The sequence below is a fragment of the Streptomyces sp. NPDC051064 genome, assembly GCF_044455985.1.
Classification (GTDB): Bacteria; Actinomycetota; Actinomycetes; order Streptomycetales; family Streptomycetaceae; genus Streptomyces.
Genome location: NZ_JBITFK010000007.1, coordinates 406,449 through 421,057, shown reverse-complemented (window position 1 = coordinate 421,057; position 14,609 = coordinate 406,449). Strand labels below are relative to the sequence as shown.

At 69.0% G+C, this 14,609-nt stretch carries 13 protein-coding genes; 12 read left to right on the top strand and 1 reads right to left on the bottom strand.

Annotation, left to right across the window (positions count from 1 at the left end):
• Positions 1–12: 12 nt before the first annotated feature.
• The 12 genes from ACIBCU_RS26400 to ACIBCU_RS26345 all read left to right on the top strand — a co-directional run bounded on the left by ACIBCU_RS26400 (position 13) and on the right by ACIBCU_RS26345 (position 7,660).
• Positions 13–408: a DUF6907 domain-containing protein gene (locus ACIBCU_RS26400; RefSeq protein WP_399234436.1), complete on the top strand. Its 396-nt coding sequence runs from the start codon at positions 13–15 to the stop codon at positions 406–408.
• The gene (locus tag ACIBCU_RS26395) at positions 405–599 is read left to right on the top strand and encodes a hypothetical protein (RefSeq protein WP_399234434.1); all 195 of its coding nucleotides are present in this window, start codon (positions 405–407) and stop codon (positions 597–599) included. Before ACIBCU_RS26400 ends, ACIBCU_RS26395 begins: the two co-directional genes overlap by 4 nt.
• Positions 596–853, top strand: a complete 258-nt coding sequence (locus ACIBCU_RS26390) for a hypothetical protein (RefSeq protein ID WP_399234432.1) — start codon at positions 596–598, stop codon at positions 851–853. The genes ACIBCU_RS26395 and ACIBCU_RS26390 overlap by 4 nt, the downstream gene beginning before the upstream one ends.
• Positions 850–1,959, top strand: a complete 1,110-nt coding sequence (locus tag ACIBCU_RS26385) for a hypothetical protein (protein WP_399234430.1) — start codon at positions 850–852, stop codon at positions 1,957–1,959. Before ACIBCU_RS26390 ends, ACIBCU_RS26385 begins: the two co-directional genes overlap by 4 nt.
• Positions 1,956–2,258 carry a hypothetical protein gene (locus ACIBCU_RS26380; protein WP_399234428.1) on the top strand — a complete coding sequence of 101 codons (303 nt, stop codon included), beginning with the start codon at positions 1,956–1,958 and terminating at the stop codon, positions 2,256–2,258. The genes ACIBCU_RS26385 and ACIBCU_RS26380 overlap by 4 nt, the downstream gene beginning before the upstream one ends.
• A 35-nt stretch (positions 2,259–2,293) precedes the next feature.
• Positions 2,294–2,479: a hypothetical protein gene (locus ACIBCU_RS26375; protein WP_399234426.1), complete on the top strand. Its 186-nt coding sequence runs from the start codon at positions 2,294–2,296 to the stop codon at positions 2,477–2,479.
• Positions 2,480–2,503: 24 nt separating this feature from the next.
• Positions 2,504–2,830: a hypothetical protein gene (locus ACIBCU_RS26370; RefSeq protein ID WP_399234424.1), complete on the top strand. Its 327-nt coding sequence runs from the start codon at positions 2,504–2,506 to the stop codon at positions 2,828–2,830.
• Between the two features lie 85 nt (positions 2,831–2,915).
• Positions 2,916–5,054, top strand: coding sequence for a cell division protein FtsK (locus tag ACIBCU_RS26365; protein WP_399234422.1), 2,139 nt, complete (start codon positions 2,916–2,918; stop codon positions 5,052–5,054).
• Positions 5,055–5,205: 151 nt separating this feature from the next.
• Positions 5,206–5,460: a hypothetical protein gene (locus ACIBCU_RS26360; protein ID WP_399234420.1), complete on the top strand. Its 255-nt coding sequence runs from the start codon at positions 5,206–5,208 to the stop codon at positions 5,458–5,460.
• Entirely contained in the window at positions 5,457–6,059 is a 603-nt protein-coding gene (locus ACIBCU_RS26355; RefSeq protein WP_399234418.1) for a DUF5753 domain-containing protein, read from the top strand. Before ACIBCU_RS26360 ends, ACIBCU_RS26355 begins: the two co-directional genes overlap by 4 nt.
• Positions 6,046–6,237, top strand: a complete 192-nt coding sequence (locus ACIBCU_RS26350) for a DUF397 domain-containing protein (protein ID WP_399234417.1) — start codon at positions 6,046–6,048, stop codon at positions 6,235–6,237. The genes ACIBCU_RS26355 and ACIBCU_RS26350 overlap by 14 nt, the downstream gene beginning before the upstream one ends.
• 169 nt (positions 6,238–6,406) lie before the next feature.
• A complete protein-coding gene (locus ACIBCU_RS26345) occupies positions 6,407–7,660 on the top strand; it encodes a helix-turn-helix domain-containing protein (protein ID WP_399234415.1) in 1,254 nt (417 codons plus the stop codon).
• Between the two features lie 881 nt (positions 7,661–8,541).
• Here ACIBCU_RS26345 and ACIBCU_RS26340 read toward each other — a convergent pair.
• On the bottom strand, positions 8,542–14,592 hold the full coding sequence (locus ACIBCU_RS26340) for a peptidoglycan DD-metalloendopeptidase family protein (protein ID WP_399234413.1): 6,051 nt from the start codon (positions 14,590–14,592) through the stop codon (positions 8,542–8,544).
• Between the last annotated feature and the right edge of the window lie 17 nt (positions 14,593–14,609).

Sequence of the window (14,609 nt, the reverse complement as noted above, 5' to 3'; positions counted from 1 at the left end):
GACCGGCCGATCGTGGCCCCGAAGCCGCGGCGCAACGCGGACGGCACAACGACCGTGACCACCCTGGACGCGGGCGACGTGCGGGTCCTGTGCCCGTCGTGGTGCTTCGTCGAGCATGGCTACCGGGTCCCGCCGGCGAAGGCGGAGATCACGCACCGCAGCAACCCGGAGTGGGCGCTGGCCGACACCCCGGAGCACGGGCCGACGAGCCTGGTCGAGGTCGGCCTGGTCCAGTGGCCGTACAGCGACCGACCGCAGGTGTTCCTCGGCATCGACACGGACGACGGCTTCCAGGAAGTCGGCCCGACCGGTGCACACCGGATCGCCGCCGCCCTCCGCAAGCAGGCCGACCACATCGACGCCATGGTCGACCAGCTGATCAACCTGCGGGCCGGTGAGGACCAGTGAGCAGCAAGTGGCCGATTCCCCGGCCCACCGAGAACCGGGCGCTGCGGGCCCTGAACCGCACCCCCCGTGAGCTGCCCGCCTACCCGGAGTTGTTCGCCAGCCTCATGGTCGCCAGCAGGAACAGCGACCGGCGGGGCTGCAACCGCCTCGGCCACCTCATCGCCCGCGTCGGCGGAGAGGTCGCCCGATGAGTCTCCGCGACCGGGCCCGCAGCGCCCTGTACGGGGCGATGACGAACTCGGATGGCTCGCCGGCGTCTGCCCGGCGGGCCACCCAGGGGGCGGCGATGCTCGCCGACACCCTCGCCGACAACGGGCACCACACCGCAGCGGTCGCCGCGTCCCTTGCCGGGGCTGCGGCGGCTGCCGCGGAAGGTGCCCTGTCCGTCTACATCTACCCGCCCGGCGACTACGCCGGATTCAACGAGAAGGGAAGCCGGCGATGAGCAGCAGCACACCGCGGCCCACACTCACCTGGGGACAGATCCTCGTCCTGATCGCCGCCTGCGTCCCCATGGCCGGGGCCGGTGTGGCCGGCGGCTGGGGCACGTACACCAACATTGCCGCCGAGTTTCACCGGGCGGCCACCGCCGCCGGTGTCGTCGCCGCCGGTGAAGGCGTCACCCTCGTCCTGGCCCTCGTCATGGTCGGGCTCACGATGCTCGGCCAGGCCGCCCCCGCCCCGGTCCGCGCCGGCCTCTGGCTCGCCCCCTTGGCCGCCGCTGTCACCGGCATCGTCGTCGCCGACGACATCACCGAGAGCGTCGTCTACGCCATGACGCCGATGGCCATGTCCGCGTCGGCCGAGGGGCTCGGCCTGCTGGCGCGCCGCATCGTCGTCCACCGGACCGGTGTCGACATGGAGGTCCAGCGGCGCAACGCCGACACTATTCAGCGGCTTGCCTACCACCGTGCCCGCGCCGCCAACCACCCCGGCAAGTGGGCAAAGAAGTATTCGGCCCGGGCGTCGTGGCGCCTGGCGAAGCAGGTGGGTGTCGGCGACACCGAGCTCGGCGGGAAGCTGGTCGAGGTCCAGCGGGAGCGGCTCACCGAAGGGGCGGATGCGGCCCTGCTGAACATGCTCACCGTGGGGACCCCGCCGCATGCTCCGGAGGTGTTCGTCGAGGCGCCCCAGGACACCCCGGCGCCTGCGGTGGAGACCGTCGTCGAGCGGGTCGGGGTGCCCACGGACACCCCGCAGGAGGTGACCGACACCCAGCCGGTGGCCATCGAGCAGGCCCAGCCCGCCCCAACCACGAAACCGCTGGTCATCTGTGGTGACCGCAAGGTGTGGCCCCTGGCGGCGCCTGACCCGGAAACGGACGACGAGGTGCCCGTCGATACCGACGACAGGTTGCCGACCGAAGCCGCCGCCAACGTCATCAAAGCGGGCTGGGTTCTGGGCACCTCCGTCACCGAAACCGCCCGCCAGGCAACCCGCAGCGCCACCTACGTGAAGAAGGTGTTCGCCCGCCTCGACGAGGAGCGGGACCGCCTCGCCGCCGAGCAGGCCGCCCCGCGCATCGCCCTCGTGAAGGAGCAGGGCGCATGAGCGATCTCGACAAGGCTGCCAAGGATGCGGTCGACGCCGCCGCGAACACGGAGCAGCTGGAACTCATCACTGCATTCCTGAAGGCGCAGCAGCTCACCAAGCAGGAGACGCCCCCGCCGGCGCCCGTCCCGCGGTCGTCCGGTGGTGCGGCGAAGTGGATCGGCATCGGGGTCGGCGGGGCCGTGTTCCTGCTGACCGTGGCCGTGTCCGCGATGGCCGTCGCCATCAGCGCCGTCGCCCTGACCATCTGCGTCCTGATTCTGCGCTCCGTGTGGCAGGACATCCGCAAGAACACCTGACCCTCCCCCCTCGCCCGACCTGGAAGGACCCCACCATGAGCGCCCGTAACCGTGCCGCCCGCGAGCGGCAGACGTTCATCGCCCGTCTCGCCCGGACCATGCACCGCCAGCAGGGACAGGTGCACCCGGCGGAGATCGCCCGCATCACCGTGTGCGCCGGAATGAAGACCAACCACCGTGAGGTCCGCGGTGTCCTGACCCGCCTCCACCTGCACCGCTGACCAGCCACAACCGAGGGGAACCCCATGTACAGCTACACCCGAGCCGAGTCCCGCGAACGCCGCCGCCTCTTCCTGAAGGGCGCCCACCAGGCCCTCGGCAACAACCTCGACCCCGCGGTCACCCGCCGCATGCACGAGATCGACGCCAAGGCCGCCGAGCGCGGCGGCCGGGAGCTCGCTTCCCTGCAGACCAAGACGGACGCGGACCGCCAGGCCGTCGCCGACGCGAAAGCCGCGGTCCGCACCAGCAAGTGGGGGCCGGACCGGGCCGCCGCGAAAGACGCCCTGCGCGCCGCCGAGAAGCAGCTCCGCCGCTCCGAGAACGTCCTGCACCGCGCCGAACAGTCCTAGCTCCACCACGGGGCGGCCGTCATCCGCCAAGACAGCCGGCCGCCCCGTGCCCCTGGCCACCCAATGAGCAGCAGGAGAGACCAGCATGACGGACACCGAGATCGGCCCGGTCAACGGGCACACCCTCACCAAGCTTCACCCGCTCCCGATCGACGCCGTGCCGGAGCAGAAGACCGGGCCGGTACCGGCCGAAGCCGAGCAGCTGCCCGAGAGTGCGGGCCCGGTCGCCGTCGACAACGCGAACTTGCCCTCACCTGGCATTACGCAGGAGAAGCGGCGCCCCATCCTCGCTGGATGGCTGAAGACCCGGTCCGACTTCCTGGCCACCACCCGGCACGTCGGCGCGAACGCCGGATACGCCGCCCTGTTTCACGGGCTGCGCCTTCCGGTCTACTCGGTTCGCCTGTCCCTCATGGCCCCCCGCGGCGCCTGCCGGTTCGTCGCCAGCACCAACCGTTGGGTGTGGGACCGGGAAGCCGCACCCCTGCGGGAAGCTGCCGTGCGGGCCGAGGACGCCGCCGAGTACATGACCCTGTCGCGGCTGCGTGCCAACCGTGTACGGCTCCGCGGCCTGGTCACCATCGTTGCCGCCGTGTTCGGTAGTGGGTTCGCCCTGTGGCTGTACGTCATGGCCCCCGGGTTCCTGTACGCGTTCGCCACCGGCGGTGTGCTGCTGTGCGGGCTGGCCGGCCAGGAGAAGGACGCCCCGGTCATTGGGCCTGCCGTACTGAAGACCGAGGTCCAGAAGATGACCGGCAGCATTGTGCTGCGCGGCCTCGAGGCCATCGGGAACGCGAAGATCTCCGCCGCGATCAAGAAGGGCGGCGACATGAACGGCATGCGATTCGTGTCAGAGATCGTCCGCGACGGGCCCGGATACCGGGCCGACCTGGACCTTCCCTACGGTGTGACCCCTGACGACATCATGGAGGCCCGCGGCCCCCTCGCCTCCGGGCTGCGCCGCAAGCTGGGCTGCGTGTGGCCGTCCCCAGACCCTGACGAGCACGAGGGCCGGCTGATCCTATGGGTCGGCGACAAGCCGATGAACGAGACGACGAAGCCCGCGTGGCCGCTGCTGAGCGACGGCCAGGTCGACCTGTTCAAGCCGGTGGTGTTCGGCAACGACCAGCGGATGCGGGACATGGTCGTCACCCTCATGTTCGCGTCCGTCGTCATCGGGTCGATTCCCCGCATGGGCAAGACGTTCCTGCTGCGGCTACTGATGCTCATCGCCGCCCTGGATCCCCGTGCTGAGCTGCACGGATTCGACTTCAAGGGCACTGGCGACCTTGGCCCCCTGGAACCGGTCATGCACCGCTACCGGTCCGGCGAGGAAGACGACGACCTGCTGTACGTCCTGCACGCCATGCGGGAACTGAAGGAGGAACTGCGCCGCCGCGCCAAGGTCATCCGCAACCTGCCCAAGTCCCGCTGCCCCGAGTCGAAGGTGACGCCGGAGCTGGCCAACGACAAGAGCCTTGGCCTGCACCCGATCGTCATCGGCGCCGACGAGTGCCAGGTCCCGTTCGAGCACGAGAAGTACGGGGCCGAGCTGGAATCCATCTGCACCGATATCACCAAGCGGGGCCCGGCTCTCGGCATGGTCGGCATGTTCGCCACCCAACGCCCGGACGCCAAGTCCCTGCCGCCCGGCATCAGCGCCAACGCCGTCCTGCGGTTCTGCCTCAAGGTGATGAACCACCAGGCCAACGACATGGTCCTGGGGACCGGCGCGTACAAGGCCGGTGTCAGGGCGACGATGTTCTCCCGCTCCGACCGGGGGATCTGCTGGATGGCCGGCGAAGGCGACGACCCGCAGATCGCAGCGTCCGCGTTCGTCGACGGCCCGGGCGCTGAGAAGGTCGTAGCCCGTGCCCGGCAGCTGCGCGAGGACTACGGCAACATCACCGGGCACGCCATCGGGCAGGGCCCCGAGAAGTCCGCGGGCATGGACGTTCTGGGCGACGTCCTCAAGGTCGTGAGCGCCGACGAGAAGACCGTGTGGTGCGAGCGGATCGCCGGCCGCCTGACCGTCCTCCGGCCGGACACCTACGCCGGGTGGAAGGGCGAGAACGTCACCGCCGCCCTCAAGCCGTGGGGTGTGAAGACGGACCAGGTGTGGGGGCAGACCGACGAGGGCGAAGGCAAGAACCGGCGCGGCATCAAGCGCGCCGACGTGGCCGCCGCGATCACCCGCCGCGACGTCGACCGAGCCGCCGCCTAACCCCGCGCAGGGCCGCTAGACCTAGCACCCCGCCCCGCTAGGTCTAGCAGGCCCGCTAGCAGGTCAAAGCGCCCCTGAGCAGGCATCTAACGCCTAGCAGGGGCGCCCCCAGGAAACGGGAAACACCCACCTCAGGAAGGAACAGCACCCCATGCTCACCGCTAGTGCCCTGCTCCTCGCCGGCGTCATCTTCTACGCGGCACTGTGCGCCATCCGCCCGTTCGGCCCCTGCCGCAAGTGCGACGGAACCGGCACCCGGGAGCGCCGAGGGAAGCCCGACGTATGCCGCCGATGCCGCGGTGAACGCCTGCGGCTGCGCACCGGCCGCCGCGCATTTAACGCCTGGCTCCGCACCCGCCAGGCAGGCGCCCGCCCCACCCCGACCGCCTTCAAGGAGAACCGTTGAACACCCGCACCGAACCCGCTTCCCTGGACGAGCACCTGGCACGGCTCCTCGGCCTCGAGACCGCGGCCGACACGATCCAGGGATGGCACCCCACGCTGATCCCCGGGATGCTGCAGTCCGGCGCCTACGCCCGGGCGGCCATCGTCTCCTCGGCCCCCGCCCTGCCGCCGCACGACGTCGAGGCCATCGCCGCCGCCCGGCTCACCCGCATCGACACGCTCGGCCAGGCCGCCAGCCGTCGCGCCCGCTTCGTCATCGCAGAGGAAACGCTGAGCAGGTCCGTGGGCGGCCCGGCCGTCCTTGCCGGGCAACTGGCCCACATCCTCAACCTGGTGGCTCTCAGGCCGTCCCTGGAGGTGCGGGTACTCCCTGCCAGCGATGAGACGCACGCGGGCCTGGCGGGCGAGTTCACCCTGTACACCGCGGCTGGCCGCCGCACCGTGTTCGTCGAAACCCTCATGGGCGGCACGATCCTTGATCGCGTCGAACGGACCCTGATCTACGCCCACGCTTGCGATCATCTGGAGGAGCGGGCCGCCACTCCGGCGGCGTCGCTGGCAATGATCGAAGCCGCGAGGAGCGCACTTGCAGCAGGATGACAACGGGCTGGCCTGGCAGCTGTCGAGCTACACGAACTCCGGCAGCTGCGTAGAGGTCGCCCGCCCGCCCGGGACTGTGCTCGTCCGGGATTCGAAGCGGCGTACCGGGCCCCGCATCAGCATGGAGCCGGCCGCGTTCGCCGACCTCGTCGACTGGGCCAAGACCCACCCCGCCTGATCCGTCACGCATTACGTCACACGTTTCGTTTCACCGGCGCCCCCTGCACGGTCATAACGGCCGTACAGGGGGCGCTTTCGTGTGTCCGGGATCAAGTGACGCAGCCCACAGAAAGGGCCGTGCCCCATACCCTGACAGTGACGAAGCTGTTCAGAGGAGGGGCACGGCCATGCCAGACGATGCTACCCCGGACCCGTATGCCGATCCGCTGCGATTCGGGCAACGGGTCAACATCCTGCGGACCCGACGAGGAATGACCCGCGATCAACTAGGCGGACTGATGGGCCACTCAGGAATCTGGGTGAAGGGGATCGAGACCGGCCGGCGAGGCATCCCGAAACTCGACGTCGTCCTCCGCCTGGCCGAAGTCCTCCGCGTTCGGTCCCTGTCGGACTTGACCGGGCACCAGAGCGCGTATCAGCAGGATCTGTTCGTCGGCCCCGGGCACCCGCGGCTCGGCGCAGTGCGGGCAGCTGTCGACGCGTTCCCGTTCGGGGCGGCAGACGAAGCCCCGTCCCCTGAACACCTTGCGGCCAGGCTCGCCCGGGCGTGGTCGGCACGGCACACCGCGCCCAACCACCGTGAAGTCGTTGGTGCGCTGCTCCCCGATCTCATCCGGGACGCGCAGGCCACCGTCCGCCAGGCCGACACCGCCACGGACCGCAGGGCGGCGCAAGCCGTACTGTCCGAGGTGTACTCGCTCTCCCAGTTCTTCGTCGCGTACCAGCCCGACAGTGCCCTGCTGTGGCGGGTCGCCGAGCGGGGCATGGTCGCCGCGCAGGAATCCGAGGACCCGCACACCATCGGTGTCGCCGCGTGGCTCGCAGCGCAGGCCCATCGCGATTCGGGGCCCACCCACTTCGACGCTGCCGACCAGGTCACCAGCGAGGCGTTGCGATACCTGTCACCGCTGCTCCCCGACGCGAGCCACGAGGTGCTCGCCATCACGGGGGCGCTCACCCACGAGACCGGCTATACGGCGGCCCGCAGGGGCGATACGGGCACAGCGTGGCGGCACTGGGACGAGGCGCGGGCCATGTCGAAGCGGCTACCGGAGACGTACTTCCACCCGGTGACCAGCTTCAGCAGGGCCATCATGGGCGCCCATGCGGTGACGATCGCGGTCGAGCTGCACGCCGGCGGGGAGTCTGTCCGCCAGGCCGCCGCTGCGGATGCGTCCACGATCCCGTCACGGCCGCGCAGGGCACGGCACCGCATCGAGGAGGCCCGCGGCTATCAGCTGGACGGGCAGCCCGACGTCGCCTTGGCCACGCTTGCGCAGGCGCACGAGGCGGCCCCGGAGACGATCCGGTGGAACGGGTACGCCAAGCGCATCGTGCTCGAGGAGACCGAAGCGAAGTCTCCGGACCGCCGGCGCCGCGCATCCGACCTTGCCGTGAAGCTCGGCCTGCTCGCCGCCTGAGGTAGGGGTGCAAAGTGCACCCCTGATTCCCGAACACCGCCCTGACCCTGGTGTGACCAGATCACAGACCACACCAGGGGTGAGCGCATGAACCGAGAGTGCACGTACTGCCCGGAGCCCGGGGCTGATGTGTGCGTGCGCGTACACATCGCTTCTAGCGGGACCGGCACGTCGGTATTCGCCCACGAGGTGTGTGCTAAGCGGCACAGCACCCCGGTGCTGTACCGGCTGCTCCCCGAAGGGGCGTTGCCCCGATGAGCGGCTCTCAGACTCGCGTGCTGCCCCGATTGGAGACGCTGACCTGGGACCAGACCAAGGGTCGCGCCTGCGTCTGGTGCAGGGAGCTACTCACGACTGGCGCTGTGTCCGCGGGGACCATCCGTGACCGCGACGGCGCCCACGTCATGGACACCGAGGTCTGGGCCTGCCCGCGCTGCGACGCCGGAGAGAGGGCTCGTTGATGGCTTCGACGACCAAGCATCCACACGGTTACTGCTGGGCCAAGCATCCAAAGGGCGGCGGGCGCTGCACCCTGGGCCCGGGGCACCGCGGGGCTCACCACGACTGGTACGCGGACCCGGACCGGCGGAACTGGAGCTGAGCTCCCTGCCCGTACCCGAGGTCGGCGGCGGCCAGGGTGCGGGCAGGGCCATGTTCGGACTGATACACCTGAACCCAGGAGGTACCCTCATGGACCAGGAGTGGATCGACCCGCGGTACGCCGACCTAGTCGCGGCATGGGAAGCCGGGCAGCAACCGGAATCCCGTGACCCGCAGGAACCACGGCCGGTGAGAGGGTTCATCGCCCCTTCCGGACCGGAGGCACCGCACAACTGAACGACATGAGCCCCGGTTGCACGCGCGACCGGGGCTCTGGCATGTCAGTGGGTCCCCACTACGGCGGTCCGATGGAGCATTTCGTCGGCTGCGAGGGCGTCGAGGATGCTGCGCCGGGACGCGGCTTCGCGGACGAGCGCGTTGTAGGTCAGATGCCGCTCCCCGCCCTGGGTGCTGGTGTTGTTGACCTCGGTGCGGGCGAAGGTTGCGGCGGTGGTGGAGCGGACGACGCTGGCCATCGCTGATGCGGCTCGGGCGGTCTGCGGGATGGTGTCGCGGACACCGCCTGCGTAGCCGAGTCCGGTGAACCGGCCGAGGGCGCGCAGCACCTGAGACGGCGACTTGATCTTCAGTTCTTTTTTGATCGTGGACTGGACCTTCTTCGCCAGGTCGGCCATCGCCTTGACGATGGCCTTCTCCTGGGCGACGAGCCCCGACAGGAAGCCCTTGCCGGCCATGGCCCCTGCGTCGTACATGGCGTTGGCTGCGGACTGCCCGTAGGACGTGGTGGCCTTCCCGATCGCCGCCTGCGTAGCGTTGATGCTCTTCAGTTGGGCGTCGGTGGCCTTGACGAGGGCCGCCGCGTAGGGGGCTCCCTGGTCTGGGCCTGCCTGGATGATCTGGCTGATCAGCTCTTTGGACAGGCCACGCTTCCCTAGGATCTCGAGGTTCTTGCTGAATGAGGTGAGCTGGCCCAGCCGGACCTGAAGCCCGTTGAGGATGCCGTCGGCGCCGAACGGGAGCCCGCTGTTGGGGAGGCTCGTGAGGGAGGCGAAGCTGCTGGCGTTGCCGGCTGTCTCCGTTGCGAACGCCTTCGCGTCAGTGATCTTTTCTCTGAGGGCGTCCCGCTGCTTCGACAGGGCTTGCAGCGTCTTGTTCTGCGCCTGCACGGCCTTGATCAGCTTGTCGTCCAGGGTTGTCCGGACGCCCTTGAACGCGTTCTTCAGTGCGGTGGCGACCCGTGTCATCGACGTGTTGATCGCGGATGCGGTGCCGGTGAGCTGTTTGAGGAAGTCCCCGCCGACGCTGGCCTTGATTGGCCCGGTGTCGATGTTCTTTCCGCCGACCCGGATGATCCCGCCCGATGCGTACCCGCCGCGGCGTAGCCCGGTGTAGACCTGCACCGCCCCGCCGATGATGCCGCCCTGGGCGTACCCGCCGATCCGGTTGTAGGCCGCCGAGAGGGACCCGTAGGTCTTCAGCGCGTAGCGCATCGACGCGTACACGTTCGCCATCGGGTCCGTGCTGACGCCGTACAGCTTGGGCCCTGTCTTCTTGTACTTACCGGCGAACGCTTCGAACGTCGGCTTGATGACCTGCATCAGCCCGACGCTGGGCGTGCCGTTGATCCAGTTGATGTCGTTGCGGTTGACCGCGCGCGGGTTGCCGCCACTCTCCTGGTTCATGCGGCGCAGCGTGGTGTTGACCAGGGACAGGGACTGGCCGACCTGTCCCAACGCCTGGGTGACTACTCCACGGAACCGTTCGACGCCGGCCCCGGCCTCGCCGCCGGTGCCGCCTTCGAGGTAGCGCATCGGGTCGACCGCCTTGCCGCCCTGTCGGGCCTCCAGGTGGAGGTGCGGGCCGGTGGTGTTGCCTGTCGCCCCGACCTTCCCGATGACCTGGCCGCGGGTGACACCCTCGGTGACCTTGGCGACCATCGCCGACATGTGCGCGTAGAGGCTGGAGAGGCCGCCACCGTGGTTGACCTCAATGTGCTGCCCATACGGGCCGCTGGACGCTGCCGTGCGGACCTGCCCGTTGTCGACCGCCCGAATGCTTGTCCCCGTCTTCGCGGGGAAGTCCAGGCCCGTGTGCTGGCCGGACGACCACATCGAGCCCTTCTTCCCGAAGGGAGTCCCATACGGAGCACTGACCGGCTTCAGCCAGTCCCCGGTGCCTTCGACGATGTCCTTGCCGCGGATGTACTCGATGGCCTTTTCGATGAACCCGATCGGTGCGGCGCCGATCATGCCCTGGTAGGTGTTCTTGTTCGTGCCGAGGGTTTTCGTGATGCCGGACTTGATGGGCTTGAACGCGGCGGTGGCGAGGTCGGCAAGTCCTCCGCGGGCGACGTCGGCACCCTTGGAGAGGACGTTGCCGACGGCGTTCTTGATGCCGGAGAAGATGCCGCCCTCTGCGAACCCGCGGAAGGCTCGCAGGGACTGGCCGCGCATGGCTGCGGCGTTGACTGCGTGGAGGCGCGCCCTTTCGTAGGGGTCGCGCATGGCCTCGGAGACGTAGACGCCCTCACCGCGGCGCATGGGGACAAGTTGGTCGTCGCCCTGCCGGTAGGTGCTGTATCCGGGGAGGACGCCGCCGCGGGCGAATCCCTTGGGGAGGGGCATCTTGTCCAAGTTGTCGACGCCCGGGATCTTTGCCGCGGTGGCGTTCCAGACCTTTCGGATTCCGTCGTTGTAGACCGTCTCGATCCAGAACTTGATGGGGGCTTTGACTAGGCCCTTCAGCCCGTCCCAGACCTTCCCAAGGCCCTTCTTGAGGGTGTCAAAAGCGGTCGTCAGGCCGTCAGCGAACTTGTCGAAGCCTTTACGGACGAGACCCCACGCATCGCGGGCGGTGTCCTTGATGCCTTGCCAGAGGTTGTCCCACTTCTCCTTGATCTTGTCTCTGATCCAGGTGAAGATCCGGACCGCTTTGTCCCGCAGGTCGGTGAACCACTGCAGGGCGCCGTTGACGATGTCCGGGATGATGCTGTGTCCGAGAAGGACGTCGTACAGCCAGGTGAACCCCTCGATGATCTTTCCGACGGCCCAGGCGACGCCTTCGACGAGGCTTGCGAACCAGCCGAGGACAGTGACCACGATCGGGATGAGGAAGCTCAGTGCCCCGCCGAGCGCCCCCACGAGCAGGGTCGCCAGGTCTGTGATGACGGGCAGCATGGGCTCCAGGACCAGCACCAGCAGTTCCAGGAGCGGCGGCAGCAGTTGAAGGACCGCCATGACGATCTGCACGATCGCCGGGATCAGCGGCATCAGCGCGGGCAGCAGCTCGGCGAAGAGGCCTGCGACGGAGGCGAGGATCGGGGCCAGCGCCCCAATGGCCATGACGAGGATCTGAGCTATGACCCCGCCGACCTGGGCGATGACCGGAGCTAGCGGTGTCAGTACGGCAACGAGGAGATCGGCGAGGATCCCCACGACCTGAACGATCACTGGGATCAGTGGCATCAAGGCCGGGAGCAGGGCCGCAAGCACGGATGCCGCGAGGTCGGCGAACATGGTGGCGAGTTGGGCGATGATGCCGACCAGTGGAGTGATGGCGGGCATCAGGGCCAGGAGGACGTCGCCGATGAGGCCGCCGAGGAGTTCCACGACGGGCATCAGTGACTGGATGACGGAGGTCAGCGGGCCGACGAGCGCACCGACGACCTGAACGATCACGTCGATGATGACCTGCAGCACGGGGGCGAGGGCGCCGATGATCGCAGCAATCAGGTCGCCGATCGGCTTCAGGAGCGGCATCAGGGCGGTGACGACGTCGATGAGCCCTTGGCCGATCATCGTGACGACCGGGAGTAGCGCCGTGATGATCGGCATGAGAGCGTCACCGAGCGCCTGCGCCAGCTGCGCCAAGACCGGGCCGAGGGCCTTGGCGAGGCTGGTGACCACCGGTGCGAGAGCGGCGAAAAGTGGCAGGACCGCCTGAATGACCGCACCCAAGGTGCCCGCGATAAGGCCGGCTACGGCGTTGAGCGCCGTGAAAATGGACTTGAGTGCGGCCTGGACCTCAGGGAGGGCGGTAACCCGACGGATCTCCTCGAGTGCCTGCCCGATCACGGCGAAGAAGTCGCCGCCCGCAGCGGAGGCGGCGCCCATCACGTTCTTCAGAATCCCGAAGACGTCAGCGATGACCCCGCCGAACTGAACGGCAACATCCAGCGCGGTACTGATGGCCTCTTCGAGCTTGCCGTTCTCCAGGCCCTTGGCGAGCTTGTCCATGACCCGGTCCATGGCCTCACCGGCGCCGCCGGTGATCCGGTCCCAAGCCGGGCCGGCCGCAACGGTGAGCTGACCAAGCCCGGTGACGAGCTGCCCGGGTATGCGGGACATGTTGCTGAGCCCGTTTTTGACGACGTCGAACGCGCCCTTCAGCTGGCCCGTCTTCGCCAGGTTCCCCACTGCGGTGAGGGCGTTCTTCCCCATCGTGTTCAACACCCCGGCCGTACCGGCTAGGCCGCTGCGCAACACCGGCAGCGCCTGCCCGCTCACCTGCCGCAGCCGTTCGCCGAGTCCGGCGAGCAGCCGGTCCTGAACATCAAGCTTGAGTGCCCTCCATGCCGGGGCGAGCGACTGCAGCGTCCCGACGAAACTTCGAGCGTTGGGCGACAGTTTCGCCATCGCCTGGTCCAGCTTCGATGTCTGGGCCGCGGCACTGGACTGGGCGTCAGCCACAGCCCTGGAAGCGTCCGCGACTGCGCGGTGGGCGTCAGCCAGGGCCCGCTGCTGCTCGTCCACCTGCTCGCTGCTCGCCCGGATCCGCTCCTGGGCCTGCACCACCGCATCCGACCCGGACACCCCGGCCTTGTTCGCCGCAGCCGTGTCGACCTGGAGGCGCTTCTGCTGCCTGGACTGCTCCTCGGCGGAGGCCTTGGCCCGGTCGAGGGACAGGCGGGCCTGCTGGATTTGGAGCTGCGTCGCGGCCGGATCGGTTCGGGTGTTCTGCAGGTCGAGTTCGGCCTGCTCGACGTCGAGGGCTGCCTGTTTCTGGTCCAGGGCTCCCTGTCGGAGCCTGGCGTTCATGTCCTCGAGGTCGCGGGCTGCCTGCCTGCGCGCAGCGGATAGTTCGCCCTGCACCTGGCGTGCCGCACGCTGCGCCTGCGACAGGTTGCGTTCAGCGTCGGTGACACCGCGCTGGGCGTTGGCCAGGCCGCGCTGCGCCGCCTCAACGCCCTTGGTGGCTGTCGCTGCGGCTTTCGCTTCGCCCGACGTGTCAGCGAACGCCGCTTTGATCGCGTCGCCGACCCCGGACGCACCGATCTTGACTGCGGCGAACACGGAGCCCAGCGTCAGAATCGCGGGGGCTGCCAGTGCGGCCAGCGGCCCCATTTGCGCGATGGCGGACCCCAGGGCGGCAACCTGCGGCAGCGCCAGGAGTGCTGCCGCACCGAGGGCCACGATGCGGTTGGACATCATGCCCACACCTGCGCCGCCACCACCGCCCCCTCCGAGGCGCCCCAGGGTGGCGGTAAGGGCAGTCAGGCCTGAGGCTCGTACACGGATGTTCGTCGTGCGGTCGCGGGTCAGGAACGTGAGCGCCGTGGCTGCGGCGGCCGTGTTCGCGTTCGCGGTGACGCCGACCATGCGGCGCCGGGTCAAGTTCGCAATGTCCGCGGCGGCCACCCGGGTATCGACGTCGACGCCGATGCGTACCCGCTGCCGGCGTGACAGGTTCCGCAGCTCATCCGCAGCGACCCTGGTATCGACCTGCGGCCGGATGGTGATGTTGCGGTCCGCGGTCAGCTTGTCGAGGGCCTTCTCGACCTTCTTGTACGCCGCATCGTTGATCGTCGCGGAGACGGCAATGTCCACCGCACTGTCCCGGGCGAGCTTGCCCAGGGCGAGTTCGGCGGCCTTGCTGTCCACATCCACGGTCAGCTTGACCGTGCGACCTTCGGTGAGCTTGGTCAGTGCCGCCTTCGCGGTTGCCTCGTCGAGGGACGCGGTGACCTTCACGGTCCGGTCGGCGATCAGCTTGGTGATTGCGGTACTCGTGGCCTTGTCGTCGAGCTCCGCTGTGATCTTCACCGTGCGGTCGGTGGTCAGCTTCGCCAGGCCAGCCACCGCGGCCTTGTCGTCGAGGTCGATCTTCAGGCTGGCCGTGCGCGCCTTGGTCAGCTCTCCGAGGCGGGTCTTGGCGAGCGCGTCGTCGAGGTCGACACCGACCTTGATGCGGGGCTTCAGCTTGTCGAGCGTGCTCTGGAACGTTTCGCCGAAGTTGACCCCGGCGGTCCGGCCGGCGAGGCGCGCGGGTTCCCGAACAGCGTCGGGCAGCTTCTCGCGCAGCTCCGGGCCGAACCGGGACACGTCGGGGACGAGCGAGACCCGCGTGCGTCCCACCACTGTCGGCTCGGCCACAGCGCTCTCCTTCGATC